Consider the following 14,945-nt stretch of genomic DNA (forward strand, 5'->3'; position numbering starts at 1 on the left):
TTCTTACTGAAGCATATTGTCTGATGGTGCTGTGCCAGAGGGAGAGTGGTGCTGTTTCGCTCCCCCTGGCTGGTCTTTGGGGTGATGGTTAGTCCTCGCCTGCACGAGCCATGGCGCAGAGCACGCCATAGAAGGCCTGGGCGCATTGGAGGGGATCAGGCGTGGATGGGAGCGTGACCCCACATCGCGCGCACAGATCTGAGAGACGCAGCCCGAGTTCGCCGAAATAGGCGCGAGTGTGAGCGCGTAGATCGTCCATTTGTATGGAGAGAGGTGGAAGCTGCAAACGCTTAGCGGCAGCTTCCAATCGCGCCACAACATAGTCGCGCTGGAACGTGAGCAAGAAGCGATCATGGCAAGCCTGGATGAGTTGGCCCCATACTTCGGTAAGGAGTGGCGCCGAAGCCAGTTGAGCCACCGAGAGACCAAATGCTTCGCAGCGCGCGAACGAGATGGGTTCCGTTGGGCGAATGACAAGATGCTCAATGGGCATGCCTGTGTGATTAACCAGTGTGACGGCAATAATCTCGGCATCATCTGTGAGCCCGGCGGTGGTGAGGTGGAACACGGCCAGATCGGGACGTGTCAGCATCTCTTGCGCCCAGTGGATCTCCTGCAAGGGTGGCAGTGGTGGCAGGGTATGCAGAGCGTAACGCAAGTGACCAATCTCCTGCTGCATGCGGATCTGGATCTGCATGAGCAGTTGCCCGAGTTGTTCGCGTCTCTGTGTTCGCGCTTTGTGAGAGAGACCTGAGGGCACAGGGCTTGCCTGTTGCTCTTCTTCCAGGAGGGCACGTGCTTGCTCGATGGCTTGCTGGTAATCAAAGCGTGGTGGGTTGGTATGTGTCATATACATTTCCTTTCAGACAAAGGACGACAGCCTCTCACTATGCATGTGGGAAGCTGTCGTCACCAGAAAACAATGGGGAGAGTGTTGCATGCCTGGGAGATCGTGAGGAATGCTCAGAGGAGAGAGCGTTGGAGGGAATCCCGCTCCCTTTTCACTGTGCCTCTTCAGGGGGAATTTGCGAGATCTGTATCCCTGAAGAGGTTTTTTGTGTTTAACGTTGATCCTCACGTCTCTGCTGCAGCAGGTGTTCAACGGAGGACAGGGCCTCGCGTATCTCTTTCAACTTGTCGGGCAAGATGTAGTAGTAGTTATGCGTTCCCAGGCGTTTCACTCCAATCAGTTTGGCAAACAGCAAGAGCCGCAAATGATGCGAGACGACGGGCTGACTGCGCGGGATTCGTTCAACCAGTTCACTCACACAGAGGTTGCCGCCTTCTTGAGCGAGCAAGCGGAGCAAACGAAACCGGACGGGGCTGGCGAGGGCCTCAAGCAGGAGCACGAGCCCTGCGTCCTCTTCCAATCCTGCTTCTCTCCAATCGGTGTTCTCACGCGGCGTTGAGGCTGTCTCCGCGACGGAAGGCATGAGCGAGAGATGCAGGGAACGTTGTTGCTGTGTGTTCATAAGACGTGTTTATCCTTTCTTCGGTGTGTTGGTTGAAGGAGTGTGGTCTTCGTTGCGGGTAAAGGGGCCGTCGGTGTACTGACAGAGTGGACAGACCAGGGTCAGGGTGCGCTGTGTTTGCTGATCCACATGGGGTGTGAGCCAGCTTTCACAATGGGGGCAAGAGGGAGACTCCTGCATGAACCCCAATGCCGTGGAAGGCAGGCTGGCAACCGGTTTCAGTGGCACAATGACCTCTGTCTGCGCCGCGAGCCAGTGGCGAACCGCATCGGCGGTCTGTCCCCGCAGTTCCAGGGTCTGGATGGAGGAGGTTGCGGCATCTCCTATGAGTGGATCTGGCAGTGAGTTATAGCGCAGGAGGAGGGTAGTGTCGCCCTCAATGGCGCTTTCCAGCAGTTCGCAGATGTGTGCGCGTGAGAGCAGGTGGGTGCCGAGCTGGAGAAACGGTCGAGGAATCGAGGGACGCGCGTGGAGATACCAGTTGAGCAGGACCTCCTGGTCGGCTGGGTCTTGAATCAAAAGTGGTGCCAGACGCTCGCCTGCGAACACGACCTCGATCCCCGGTGCAAGCAGGCGGGAGCGATGATCGATGAGGGTGACCATGTGTTCGCGATCAAGGATGCGCCCACCCAGTGGAAGATATCGGTAGGACTGGTTCTCGTAGTGGGCCTTGTCGTCAGCCTCAAGAGATGTATATGTGTCATGGTGGGTCTCAGACATAACGGTATGATGTCCTTTCTATACGTGCGTTGTTGGTGAGACGTTGATCTTGAGAGTGAGGCGCGATGGAGGGCTGCGGCAACGGGGAAGGGAATGGCTAGTCATGGACAGGAGCTCTCTGCATGGTCTGTTGTGGGATATCCTGGCAGGGCGGTGTGTGCGAGGGCAATGGCAGTGAGGTGACCTGAAGGGGACGCGCTGTGTAAAAGGTGATCAGTTGAGTCATACGTCTGGCAAGGGCGCGATGTACTGCGGGTGGGAGGTGTTCCAGTTGTTGCCAATCGGTGAGGGCCGCGAGCCGATGGAGCCGTGGGAGCAGAAGAGGAGGCAGCAGACGCAATGGCGCGGGAGGGAGCGGAATGCTCCAGATAACGTAGCCTGTGCAATACGTACTCACCTGACAGTGGCGCGTTCTCACCCCGCCTTCGATCCTGATCAGGAGTTGATCAGTATAGCGCCAGGTGCGAAAGCCAGAGGGGATGAGAGCCCTGGGACGTGTCGGTGGCGCAGGCGGGATGTGGGCAAAATCGAGATACTGGCGTCGCCACTCCTGCTGCCACCACTCGGCGAGGTGCTGCTCCATCTCCTCATTGAACGGAGTGAGGACCTTGTCGCGATAGGGCAGAAAGAAGCGAGAGGGTTGAGGGAGGGAGCCAAAGGGCTGAAAGAGGTGTTTGGGGGTGTCAAAGCCCTCGATACGGGCGAGTACTTGCTCAGGAAAGACACGTCGGTAGCCGTGTTCCTGCTCTGTCACGTGAGATGGGTCACAGGTAAACTCCACAAACCAGTCTCGGGCTGTCATTTTGTAGAGGCTGGTGAAGGCCTCTATTTCTTTGAGCAGAAAGCGATAGCGGGTATCTTCTCGACGCATAGGAATGCTCCTTTCATAAAAGGCATGAAAAAACTGGCTCACCCGCCTGTCAGTGCAGGCAGATGAGCCAGTACGTACGAAGAAAGAATCTATATGCACAGGAACAGCGCTGTTCCTGGGTGATGGTGTCTGCTTAGCGCAGGTAGGAGGTCAGGACCACGTCTCGACGGTTATGCCCCAGCGCGCGTGATACGACCAGGACGGCTTCCTCATCAAGAATGCCACGGGGCAGTCGTCCCTGTGACAGGGGCAGAGGACGACCAGAAAGGGATTGGTAGAGTGCCTGGGCATATTGCCGACGATAGGCATGGATATCGAGGTGCTTGGGGAGGCGCGGAAAGACCTTCTCCTCGCCCCGCCGTCCCTCTATCAGGCGGAGCACAGTTGTTTCTTGCTCTGGAAGGACAGGAACCTGGCGTAATTTGCCCCCTTTGCCGTGGACGTGGGCAAGCACCACGTGTCCATCTGGCTGTCTCTCGATCTGACCAACCCGCAGCGCTCGCGCTTCATGCCGCCGTAAGCCGGTTGCGCCAAGAAAGGCAAGGAGATTCTGCCAGGCTTCAGCGGACATGTAGCGAGGCCGTTTCTGATGCAAAAAAGGGGTACGGGAGCGACGAATGGCTTCTCGATGACGTGCCGGTAATGCCACCTCGCTGGCAAGAGTAGGAGAACCAAAGAAGAGGCGCAAGGCGCTGCGCGTGGTGGAGAGTGTCCAGGGACTGTAGCCCTCCTGCACATGCAGGTGCAAGTAGGCAGAGACGAGCGTGTCTGCACATTGGTCGATCTCGTGCAGGCGTTTGATCCCATGAGTTGCTCGGCACCAGCACAAAAAGCGCATCACGATGTTCTGATACGTTGTCCGTGTAGTATAGGCGTGAATCTTCCCATCAGAAAACGGCCAGTGATAGGTTCCCAGGAGACGGGCTCGGGCTTTGGCGTGCGCACGGCTCTGCCCCAACGCCATTAAGCCGTCAAGTCTCTGTTGCGCTTCATAGAGGAGCCCTGGTCGTTTTCCCATCGCAGGTACACTCTTCTTTGTGTGAAATGATGTGGTTGCCCTACATGGTCTGTCGTTGCGTTCAGTAATTGCGAAGCCGTCTGTTTGCATAGGTGAGCATATGCAGAGCAGGGAGAAGACGGTGAAGAGGCGCTCCGTGATCTCTTTTGTGCCCTGTTTTGTGCTGGCGCTTGCCTCCCATAGAAGATGGGAACCATGCACCAGTCGACACAGGATACGTGTTGTCTTCTCGTGAGGTGCAGACAGAGAGCCAGGCTCTATCTGTTGCACGTGCAGTGCCAGCAGAGCAGGAAGGATGGAGCGACTCAACATCTACCCTGCTCTGCCTTCTTATGCACTGCGGTTCTCGTGAATGAGAACGCATGTTCTACTGTAATACGGATGAGTAGAGGCTGTGGTTACATGTTTTCCACCACTTTCTCAAAAAGCGACTTTTCTCTTGGAAAAAGAGAATATGCGCCTTACTCTGGTTGAGTGGTAGGAGGCTTCACTGGGGATGGTTGCCGTCGTGGGTCGCTCCCGTCCCAGAAGCTCATGCTTCAGACAGCTTGCTGAACCGGAGAGGTCTACCGGCTCCGCCGCGCCATAGGGGGATTTTTTCTCGGGCGGCACGAAACACGCGAAGGCGTCCACAGCAAGCAGGAGTACCATCCGTGCCCAAACACAGATCTCACGGGCTCAGATGACGTGCGTGGCGTGCTCTCCACACTCAGGCCTCCCTCCTCTTGGGAAGGGTGACGGTAAAGGTCGATCCTTTTCCGACGTCGCTGTCTACCACGATGGTTCCCCCATGGCCCTTGACGATCTCAGCCACAATAGAGAGCCCCATGCCCAGCCCGGGGATCGCTCGCAGCCTGGCAACATCGGTCCGATAGAAGCGCTCAAAAATCTTGTCGCACTGCTCTCGAGGGATGCCCAGGCCATAATCTCGCACCAAGATCGTGACCGCCTCTTCGGAGGAGGAGAGCTCCACCTCGACGGTCTTTGCATCGGGAGAATACTTGATGGCATTGCTGAGCAAGTTGCTGAAGACCTGTCCCAGCCGGTCTCGATCCCCAATCAGGCTGGTCTGCACGCTCCCATGGACCACAATGGTATGACTGGGACTCGTATGTTACATGGTGTCGGTGACCTCCCGCAGCAGCTCGCCCAGATCCACACGCTTCCGGACGTACTCCAATCTCCCTGCCTGGATCTTGGAGGCATCCAGTAACTCCGCGATCAGGCGTTCCAGTTGCTTGACGGGCCCCTCCACCCTGGAAAGCTCGGTGGCCGCCTCGTGCTGGGAGTGCTTTTCAAGGCGTTTTCGCACCAGGTGGGTCTGCAGCTTGACCGCAGTGAGCGGAGTCCCCAGTTCATGGCTAACGATATTGAGAAAGTCATCCTTGTGTTGTTCCAGTTCTTTGCGCGCCGAATTATCCAGCACAGAGTTGATCACCTGGCGTGAAGAATGCTGGAAGACGACCCCGCACACAAGCACCGGCAGGCGACTGCCATCTTGACAGAGGTACTCTTTTTCATAGGGCGTCATCGACTCCTGGGTGTCCAGTTCCTGACGAGCCTGCAGGGTCCGAGCCATATATTCTGGAGGGGTCATCTGCAACACGTTCATGCACCCCGCGTGCAGGTCTTCTCGCGTATAGCTGGTCATGCGCAGAAAGGTATCGTTCGCATCCACAATCTGCTCGCCTTCGGTGACAAAGATCCCGATAATCTTGGACTTCATCAAGGTGTCTGCGCGCTCCAGAGCCGGGCGCAAGGTTTCTTCGATCCGCTTCTGCTCGTCGATATCGGTGCAGGTGCCAAACAACGAAACGATCTGACCTGTTTCATCGCGCATTGGCATGGCACGAGTTAAGAACCAGCGATACTCTCCCGTCGGACACTGTTTGAGACGCTCTTCGTGCTCAAACATGGCTCCCGTCTCCAGGGCATACTCCCAATGCATTCGGTTCCCTTCCTGATCATCAGGATGGATGAACTGGAAATGAGCCCATACGCTTTGCACCTGTTCAAGGGTGAGCCCGGTATAGTTACACCAACGCTGGTTCACATACTCGTGCCAGCCGTTGGGTCGTGCCGTCCAGACCAACTGGGGAATAGCCTCGATCAGTGTGTCACCTGATGCAGGATGAACACGCCTGGTTTGCTTGCTCTTCAACATAGTGCAGTTAATATCCCTTTCACGTGTCCCAATCCCTGGTGGCGAAGATGCGTACCTGCTCTGAACTCAAGAGGTCTAGAGAAATGATCTGCTCTAGTCGAGAAACAAGCGAGCTGGCATTTCGTATTCCCCCGGTCACGGCCTGTGCGCTCGTATTGGCATCCACAACCGTCTCAGTGTCATCGACGACACATGAGGCACGGGGAAGTGCCTCCAAGAGAGATGTATGTTGAGGACGTGATGTGAGCAGAGCGCTCACTAATGTAGTATCTGGGCACATAGCATGACTTCTCTTCTTTCCCCCTTGCTCAGTCCCTTGGGCAAAAGGAGCAGACGTGCTCGCTCAATGAAACGATCTGTTCCAACCTGGCTGGACGTTCACCACGCCATCATTCTTCAACAGATGGTATTCTGCGTCTTTGCATGCGCTCTACGGCAAGTACCGTCTTCCTCTCTTTGAAGAGAGGGATTGCCATGCGCAACGGAGGTGAAAGACGTTCTCTTCTGAGCAAGAGTTCCCATAACTATTCCTGTCGAGAACAGCCTTTTTCACAAATGTCAACATACAATGGTCAACGTGTGAAAAAAGATTACCCCCAAATTGTGTTGTTGTCAATAGGATTGTGCTCAATCTAAAGTTTCTTCATGAGCGAAGTACGTCAAACGTGGCTTGGACATACATTTCACGCTTGATAAGTTTCAAGTTGGTCACGTAGCCTTCGTTTCGCTCATTGCTTTCTGGTCGGGGGCGTGCCGCTTCTACTGCGGCACGCCCCCGCTCAATCCCTTGCGCAAACTGTCGCAGTTCTCGTACCGGGCTCATCTGGGCGCTCTCCAGCCAGGACGGAAGCCCAAACGCATGGGGACAATAGCGCAATTTAGAGTGGGAAAGAAGCGTAGAGAGTGGATCTAGCTCACATTTGATGCTCCCTTGAAAAAGGGGAGTTGAGAATGGTTATCACATCGCACTATTTCCTCGCGTACAATGTCGACCTCGGGAGGGGCCGTGATCCCGAGTTTTACCCTTCCCTCATGTACCTCGAGCACTTCTACGAGAATAGTGCCAGCGAGGAGAATTTTCTCCCCTTCCTTGCGCCGTAGAACTAGCATGATGGGTTGTTCCTTTCTTTTGTGAAGGGGCCTAATGGCATTGGCGGGTTCGCAGGTGGCGTTTCCTGTTCTGGAGGAACTGCGTCTTCTTCGTAAGCGCTGGCAACTGCTTTTTTGATCACCTGCCGTTTGCGCAACGCGGGGCGAAGCAGAGGGACCCACTTGGGGTCAGGATGCTTGACGGTGACCTCTCCCTCCCGCCGGGTGCCATCTTTGCGTGTTGGGTAGCTACGGGTAAAAGTGTCGATGATCCGCTGCTCATAGAGCAGATCTTCTGGTTGGGCCTGGGCCAGCCAGTTCTTGCGTTTGTTCGTGCTTGTGGGCTCTGGGGCTTCGCTCATCGTAGGGCGAAGAGCCGTCTCTGAGAGGTCGTAGGAGACGGTGGTGTACGTGCGCGAATGCGTGACCCACTTCTCTTTGGGCTTCCCTTTTCCACGTTTACGCGGGACGGATGCTTTGGTCTGGTAGGAGACGACACGATCAGGAAATGCTGGAGCCTGAGGGGAGCGTGCATAGCGTTTGTGGAGCATCCCGGCCGCGATGGCAAGCCAGCGTGTCCAGGGAAACACCTGGCTCATGTGATGGTCGTGTGGCAGGACCCAACACGCGTACTGTGTATCGTAGGATAGGCGCAAGAGGACCGATGCATTCTCGCCAATGATATCAATGTTCCAGCGCGCGGCTTCCTGCCCGAGGATCTGGTGCGCCTGAAGCCAGGCGTCCAGATGCGTGCTCGGGTCAATGAGTCTATTGAGCTCTCGTGCCGGATAGCGCGGGTAGAGAAACACGGCCCGCACGCGACCCAGGGGACCTGGTTGTGGCTCATCAAACTCGATCCAGTACCGCTGATCCGTCTTGAAGAGGTCGGCAACCAGCGTGTTAAAGTGGCCCAGCTGGTCATCAGGTGTTGTCCACCCCTTACGCACCCAGAAATCCTCAAGGGTCTGGAGGAGGTCCTGGTACATCTGCCTGGCAGAGGCCGTCCAGAGCCAGAGCTGGGCATGATCCAGCATCTGGCAGAAGATGCTGACATAAAAGGGGTCAGCCTGTACCGGGGGAACGCCTGATGTTATCCGCTCCCCGGCGAACATCATTTTGAAGACTTCCACGAAGGGTTTGCCCTCCGCAAGGATGGTCTCAATGGTGGCAATCCAGGCCTGATTTCGCCGGTCTCTCTCCTCCTGAGAGAGGATGACGTTGGGCGTATCGTGAAAGGCGACCGGGCGATACTGGTGAGAAACATGGGTTCTGCCAAACTGTGTATCCCTGGCAATTTCATGCTCTTTGCTCAAACGCGCGCGGACAAGAGCATCCAGCTGGGTCTCTTCAAGGGTCAGAAAGGGCCTGTAAGGCGTGAGAGGGGCTTCGAGGCGCTTTTGTTCCTGCTCGGGAGGGGCTATGGCGCCTAAGCAAAAGACGATGATGTAGTAGTTGCCACCCGCCATATAGGTGTTGACGGTCAACGTCAGGTCGATGGTCGCGACAATCTTTTCAAGCGTGGCGAAGAGTGCTTGTTGTGCGCTCCGACTGGGGACCTGAACCGCACGATACCAGGCGGGAAGAAGCAAATCCGTCATAGGGATTCCTTTCCAAAGAACACGCTCCCACCGGGAGCAACACGCCTACAATGCTGTGTGACGCATATGAGCGCGCTCCTGGTGGGAGTGAAGGGCGAAGAGGAAGAAGATGGAGAGTGAGAAAGGGACAGGAGGGGGAGGCGAACGGGCTGTAGGAGTGGGCGAAGAACCCTGGCAAAAGAGCTCAGTCATGCGAGAGGCTCTTCCCATTGGGCTGCCTCAAAGACCCTGGGCAAGAGGCGTTGCCAGAGGGAATAGAGATGAAAGATAGAGGTTTGCTCTGCCTGTGGCAGGAGTGCCGCGTGGAGCACGATCAGGGGATGGCGCGTAAAAAGCGCGCTGCTCAGCATCTCGGGTGGTTGCCAGAGAAACCCCTGCCAGCTCATCCCTGGCGCAGGCTCGACCAGATGGGTGAGACGTGCCAGGTGAGCAGCGCCGAGCGGCTCACATTCATCGGCCCTTGGAGGAGGAAGGGTCCGTTCTACCCAGCGGAGTTGCCAGGCGACCGCATCGAGTTCCCCAGGTAGGTCTGTCTGCCAGGTCAGCATGGCGTTCCCCATCTGTGCGAGCGACAACGCGTTCTCACGTGGCGTTTGCTCAGCCATGGCAAACAGAAAGGCCTGAGGAAGCGTGTCTCGTGCAGAAGAGCCTCTGTCTCTCTTCGAGACGAGACCCAGGTTGGTGGGGAGAGACCTCAAAGAGGTGCTTGTCGTATCGGGCAGGGCATGCCAGAGGATCTGTGAGCTTAGACGACCAGGATAGGTATCAATGACACAGACGGCTCCCAGGCAGTCCGGGCAGACGCGCATGGGTAACTCATGAAAGATGCCATCCTGGCGCATCGGCGCGTGTAATTGGTGTCCAATGTAGGCCGCCTGCTCAGAAGAGAGCCGAAGCACGAAGAGGCGGTGATCAGCCTGCCACCAGGGAGTAGCGCAGCGAGGGCACCACCAGAGGACCTGTCGCCCGCCATAGATGGTCTCGGGGAAGAGCTGGGAGAACTCCCTGGAGAGGAGTACCTGTTGCTGTACGCGACCATCGTCATAGTGGGGTGGAACAGCATTGAAAACATCATCCAGTGATGGTATTCTAAACATGCGAAGAATCCTTTCTTTTCAGTGTGAGAAGAGAGGGAGTGAGAACGCCCAGCGTATTGCAACTACGCTGGGCGTTTTTTTGTGGTATGTTCATTATTCTCTCATCTTCACGTGATGAAACAGACACGAGGCAACTGCCTGGTCTTTGTCCAAAAATGCCTTAAAGGGCCGCGTAGGATAGATGGCCCGACGCGTGTGAAACCACGCCAGTGACCAGGAGCAGACTCTGCCATTCGCGAGGCGAGAGCTGCTTTTGCCTCGCGGCAGGGTGTCCGGGAGGGACCTCGAGACTGGCCAGGGGGCCGAACACTGTCCACCAGACCCGGTGAACGGGAAACGGGCTGATCCGGGGCAGCAAGAGAGGACCATGTGCTCGGAGAACAAGATTCAAGCTTCTGGTATCCGCTGCGCAATCGGGAGAATACCCGGTGTGGGGGATACCAGGAAATGACCAGGAAGTGTGAGCATGATGTGTCATGATGTGTGACTCCTTTTTGGGGCAAGGTGAAGAACAATAAAAAAACGCAGCCCATCCTTCCCGCGCGGGAGAAGGCTGTGGGACTGCGTTTGAGAGAGGGAACCTAGAGAAAGTACGAAAGGACCAGCGCCTGGAGTGATGAGAGTTGGTCGGGATCAGCCACCTCAACAGACAATTGCGTGTGCAATATCTGCCAGCGTTCTTGTTGGGCGGCAAGCACGGCTGCCTTGTACTGTCCTTCCAGTTGTTGGGCGTAGAGACGAAACTGTTCGACTTTGGTGGTAAGAAACAGTTTGCATTGCTGGGAGTAGAGTTCCAACTGCCGATTGTGCACCATGAACTGATAGTTCATATTCGCCTGTGTCAGGCTTACCGGTCGACCGATCCCGGTCACGACGTAGAGCCCCCATCGAGCCTGCGCTTGATTGCGTCCAGCCTGATAGGCCTGGGGTACCTGAGTGATCTCATAGTCGAGGCGATCTCGCTCGTAGTTCCAGCGCTGCTCAAATTGCAGAAAGAGTTCGTGCGCGGAGATGGATGCCAGATGGTGTTGCTCAATCCGTTCTTCCAGCTGGCGCAGAAGTTCATCGAGAAGAGGAAGACACAACGCCAGACACTCCGGTGTGAGCACGAACTGCTGCGCGCACTTCTGGAGATAGGCACGATAGGTGGCCATGCCCCGTTGGATCTGCGCGAGCCGTTGTTCCCAGTGGTGCTGCTCCTTCTTCACCCACTGGTGAAAAAGACGCTGCTCGGCTTCGACAGCCCAGCGAGGCGTTGTATTCCGAGACCTGGAGATGCTTTGGGCAATCGCGAGATTGGCCTGAGCCGTCTCGCAGGCAGCAACTGCGCTCAACCACGAGGTAAAGCGGTGTTGTGACGCGCTCACCACATGGTGCAGGTGCTCCAGAATGCTAATGATGATAGACTCTTCGCGTGCCAGCAGGCAGAGCTGATTCTGGGTGTCGATGAGGTCGCGAAGGGCCGCCGTAGCGCGGCAGTGTTTCCCACAGGGGCAGAGTGATCCTTGACTCATCGTTAGTGACTCCTTTCGTGAGACCAAAAAAACACAGAAAGGCGCCACACCTCTTCACCCATCAGGGAAAAGAGGACAAGAGTCACGGATGCTCTTTTGTGGGAAAGACCTCCTTTCTGCGCAAAAATAATCGCCAGGAAATCGTTGGATACGAGACGTGGCTCATGCAGGTGGAGAGACTCGACACCTGGATGAGGATTGCCTGAAGGCGCGGAGCAACGGAGAGACTCAACGTTGCTTCGTGCCCGTGGTGCCACAAGAGCAGAACAGCTCTCTCTCATGGACGAGAGAACCGCTCGGCCCAGATGCAGACTGCACCACTTCCTGCCCCCTCGGTCGCGAGGTGGGCAGGCTCCCCTGGACATTGCCAGGATCTATTCATCCCCTTTGGACGAACAGCAGTTCCACTCTTGTTGTACCCAAAAACGACTTTCGGGTCAATGATGCATTTCCGGGAATGTGGCGGTGAACAACAGAGGGAAATGTGCATTTTTGGGCATTCTTGTCAGGGGGCATTCCTCTTGCGCTTCTCGGTAGGCCTGGGAAGCGGCTTTGGGGTAGGGCAAGGAGGCAAATACGGAAGAAGAACCATGCTCTCTGCCCAGACATGCATTCAACTTCGCGCAAAATTGAGAAGAACTTCGCCCACTATTGGGTGGTTTTCTTCTTCCCTTTTTGGCGGGTAGTTCAGTACACTAAGAGCAGGTCGTGTGGTTCTCACGTGATGCCTCCCTACTCCCACTCTTTCCCACGACCAACAAGCGCGTGAGAGCCACATGGCTTCATCATGATGAAAGGTAGACAGCACAACATGACTTTTAGAGAGAGCACCCCGCAATCGTCAGAGACGTCTGAGCATGGTCCTCATCCTCCTTCCGAACACACAAGAGCCCATGAAACGCCGGTGTGTGCACAGGCGTCTTTGGATCAGGTTCCCACACCGCTGCTTGTGCGCGTGCAGCAGCTTTTTGGATTTCCCCGGGATCGGCGCTGTCTCAATGGGCGGGAGTTCCTTGCCCACTGGCTCCGTGTAGCTACGCTTGAACGGATACGCCTTGCCCCTCGTGAAGATCCCCAGACCGTTGTCGTGCTCAAGGTCCAGAGCATTCGCACGTTGTGTACCTCTCCCTCATATGCCTGGCCCTGGTGCTATGACACAACAACAAAGTACCTGTCGGTCTTGCAGGCCGCAAGCCTCCTCTTCAAGGTGAAACAGCCCAGAGGGATGGGGGCCTGCTATTATTTTCCCCTCACCTCAACGCCCTGTCTGCCAATGCGTGCGGAGCAGGTACGCCGATTAGTCGGTCGACGCAAAGGGGTGAGCCATTCGCGCGCACTGCAACGGGTCTCGGCGTCTATGGAAGCCGCCTTTCGTGCTTCCTATGGAAAGGAAGGAATGGATGTGCAATCTCATGTATCACCGTCCCTTCACCTGGCCCCGCCTCCATCACAGGGAGCAAACACGCAAGAGTGCCCTTCCTTGACAGAGCAAAGCCATGGCGAACCAGCCAGGAGAGAAGATCAGGTGCGCCAGACGGTTGAGCGCCTGGCGTCGGTGTTCCAGTCATACGGGATGCGTATCACGCCTGCAGTGAGGGCGTCTATTACCACCATTATCTGGGAGGAGTTTGCCTATCCAGCAACGCCTCTCCCCACACACGCATCAGATGAGCGCATGCAGGTCTCCTCATCACCCAGTGCCCAGATGAACTCGCTGAACGATATGTTGCTGAAGGAACGAGCAACCCTGGCGCAAAAAGAGCATTCTTCCTGGAAGAAGTCGACGATAGGGGAAGAGACGAGCCCTCAACATGCTCCATCCACTTGTGTGGAGAAAGGTCAACTTGTTGAGAACAGGTCGAGGGTTGCAAGCAATACCAGACCTTTGGGACAAGACCAGGTCGACCTTGGTGATCAACAATCGCAGACCCATACGCATACACGCGCGCACGCGCGCACTCACTTCACTTCTCTTATTAATTCTCAACTATCTAAAAAAGAAATACATGATAGAAGTGAAAAAGAAGTGAGTGAACCAGGTCTAACAAAAAAACGGGTCGATGGTTCACACCAAGCACAGACCCGAGAGGAACCTGGTCAATCATCTCCTCCATGCCCTGACAGCGTTATTGTTGATGACCATGCCTTGCTCCCCTTCGCCCAAGAAAAGGACTGGGATAGCGCTAGCAGTGATGAGGCTGGAGTGTTCCTCCTCTCGCTGCGAGATCAGGTGTCCGCCATGAAGGTGGCCTATGAGACAGGCACGCATGAGCAGTTTGAGGCGCTGGCTCTGGACTACTCACAGCGGTTCAGTCAGAGCAATGAGAAGGTTGGGGTCTATCTCAAACGCATGTATGAGCACCCGGAGTGGCTGCATGTGGCGGCGGTGGATGCCCTGGTGCGCACCTGGTTCCCTGATCCTGGATGTCGCCCTGCTCGGTTGGGTGGGGGATGGGTGATCAAGAGATACTATGCCTATGTTCAAGGGCAGGAAGAGCCTCCTGCCGAATTTGTGGCCTGGGCGCAGTGGATCCTGGATGGGGGCCTTTCATATGATCATCTGGAGTGGGTACTTGAGGCAGTAGCGCGCAAGGGTTCAGGCATGCCAGGTGAGGGGAAACGTCCTCTGCCTCACGAGGTGATCATTGAAACGGGATGGTTGCAGGAATTCTGGGCAGCAGGTGGCGCACAAGGCCTGGAGCGCTATGGCTATCTCTTTGTGGATCTTGATGGCGAATTCTTTACCCCTCAGGATTACGAGAGGCACCGCCAGGCGGTGGTGAATGAGGTTCTTTCTACCCCATATGATCCCAGTGATGCTGAGGTGAGGTATGAGATACAAACCTATCTGGCCTGGGCTGAGTCTCAGCGGCTTCCTGTGGAAGAAGAGCAGGCTTTGCTCACCAATTTGCCACGCCCCTTGGTGCAATGGGTGAGTGCCCTGGGGAAGCGTATTGATACTGAATGTTACAGCATTGGTGTGCGTCTGGCTCCTCGAAGCCGTCGACGTGTTATTGAAATCATTGAGAGGAGCAATCCAGAACGGGTCTGGCATCTTGCCAATCAACAGCAGATCCTTGCGTGGCTTGAGTGGTATGCTTATTTGGCGTCTGTTGTGCCTGAACAACAGGTGGATGAAGAAGTCTACCCTTTGGAGAGGGAATAGTGCTTTATTGATGTGATTCTTATAGTCGTATGGCCAGAAAAAAGAAGAGTTATGAGCAGATCGGGCTGTTGGCGTGAAGTAGCTGGATTGGATCCGTTCCAGGCGCTGAACTTTGCTGGAACGAACAGGGCACGGATGCTCAGTGTGAATGTTCCAGGCTTTTTGGTAGGTGAGACTCATCGTCTGGAGGGAGATGTGGAAATGCCGCTCGCAATTGCCCATGGGCTGTGGTAATC

13 protein-coding genes and 1 pseudogene are annotated in these 14,945 nt (G+C 55.8%); 1 reads left to right on the top strand and 13 read right to left on the bottom strand.

What is annotated here, in order from left to right; all coding sequences use genetic code 11:
* Positions 1-88 precede the first annotated feature (88 nt).
* The 13 genes and pseudogenes from KRAC_RS38190 to KRAC_RS38245 all read right to left on the bottom strand — a co-directional run bounded on the left by KRAC_RS38190 (position 89) and on the right by KRAC_RS38245 (position 11,543).
* Complete coding sequence (locus KRAC_RS38190; protein WP_007916633.1) at positions 89-850, bottom strand: 3'-5' exonuclease family protein; 762 nt, start codon at positions 848-850, stop codon at positions 89-91.
* Between the two features lie 211 nt (positions 851-1,061).
* Positions 1,062-1,472, bottom strand: coding sequence for an ArsR/SmtB family transcription factor (locus KRAC_RS67100; RefSeq protein ID WP_007916634.1), 411 nt, complete (start codon positions 1,470-1,472; stop codon positions 1,062-1,064).
* A 9-nt stretch (positions 1,473-1,481) separates the two neighbouring features.
* Positions 1,482-2,192 (bottom strand): hypothetical protein, encoded by a 711-nt coding sequence (locus tag KRAC_RS38200; RefSeq protein WP_007916635.1) that lies wholly within the window; start codon positions 2,190-2,192, stop codon positions 1,482-1,484.
* Positions 2,193-2,289: 97 nt separating this feature from the next.
* Positions 2,290-3,063 carry a hypothetical protein gene (locus KRAC_RS38205; RefSeq protein ID WP_007916636.1) on the bottom strand — a complete coding sequence of 258 codons (774 nt, stop codon included), beginning with the start codon at positions 3,061-3,063 and terminating at the stop codon, positions 2,290-2,292.
* Positions 3,064-3,196: 133 nt separating this feature from the next.
* Positions 3,197-4,081 (bottom strand): site-specific integrase, encoded by an 885-nt coding sequence (locus tag KRAC_RS38210; protein ID WP_157507563.1) that lies wholly within the window; start codon positions 4,079-4,081, stop codon positions 3,197-3,199.
* Positions 4,082-4,790: 709 nt separating this feature from the next.
* Positions 4,791-6,194 (bottom strand): annotated as a pseudogene (locus KRAC_RS63305) (PAS domain-containing sensor histidine kinase); the annotation flags it as partial.
* A gap of 70 nt (positions 6,195-6,264) precedes the next feature.
* Positions 6,265-6,525, bottom strand: coding sequence for a hypothetical protein (locus KRAC_RS38220; protein ID WP_007916638.1), 261 nt, complete (start codon positions 6,523-6,525; stop codon positions 6,265-6,267).
* Between the two features lie 363 nt (positions 6,526-6,888).
* Positions 6,889-7,068 (bottom strand): ISL3 family transposase, encoded by a 180-nt coding sequence (locus KRAC_RS38225; RefSeq protein ID WP_007916640.1) that lies wholly within the window; start codon positions 7,066-7,068, stop codon positions 6,889-6,891.
* Positions 7,069-7,154: 86 nt separating this feature from the next.
* Entirely contained in the window at positions 7,155-7,355 is a 201-nt protein-coding gene (locus KRAC_RS38230) for a carbon storage regulator (RefSeq protein ID WP_007916642.1), read from the bottom strand.
* The gene (locus KRAC_RS38235; RefSeq protein ID WP_007916643.1) at positions 7,349-8,932 is read right to left on the bottom strand and encodes a hypothetical protein; all 1,584 of its coding nucleotides are present in this window, start codon (positions 8,930-8,932) and stop codon (positions 7,349-7,351) included. Before KRAC_RS38235 ends, KRAC_RS38230 begins: the two co-directional genes overlap by 7 nt.
* A 188-nt stretch (positions 8,933-9,120) precedes the next feature.
* A complete protein-coding gene (locus KRAC_RS38240; RefSeq protein WP_007916644.1) occupies positions 9,121-10,029 on the bottom strand; it encodes a hypothetical protein in 909 nt (302 codons plus the stop codon).
* Positions 10,030-10,189: 160 nt separating this feature from the next.
* Positions 10,190-10,507 carry a hypothetical protein gene (locus KRAC_RS67105; protein ID WP_007916645.1) on the bottom strand — a complete coding sequence of 106 codons (318 nt, stop codon included), beginning with the start codon at positions 10,505-10,507 and terminating at the stop codon, positions 10,190-10,192.
* A gap of 103 nt (positions 10,508-10,610) precedes the next feature.
* Complete coding sequence (locus tag KRAC_RS38245; RefSeq protein ID WP_007916646.1) at positions 10,611-11,543, bottom strand: hypothetical protein; 933 nt, start codon at positions 11,541-11,543, stop codon at positions 10,611-10,613.
* Positions 11,544-12,354: 811 nt separating this feature from the next.
* Here KRAC_RS38245 and KRAC_RS38250 point away from each other — a divergent pair.
* On the top strand, positions 12,355-14,709 hold the full coding sequence (locus KRAC_RS38250) for a hypothetical protein (RefSeq protein WP_244422441.1): 2,355 nt from the start codon (positions 12,355-12,357) through the stop codon (positions 14,707-14,709).
* Positions 14,710-14,945 lie beyond the last annotated feature (236 nt).

It is taken from the genome of Ktedonobacter racemifer DSM 44963, from assembly GCF_000178855.1.
In the GTDB taxonomy this organism is placed as follows: Bacteria; Chloroflexota; Ktedonobacteria; order Ktedonobacterales; family Ktedonobacteraceae; genus Ktedonobacter; species Ktedonobacter racemifer.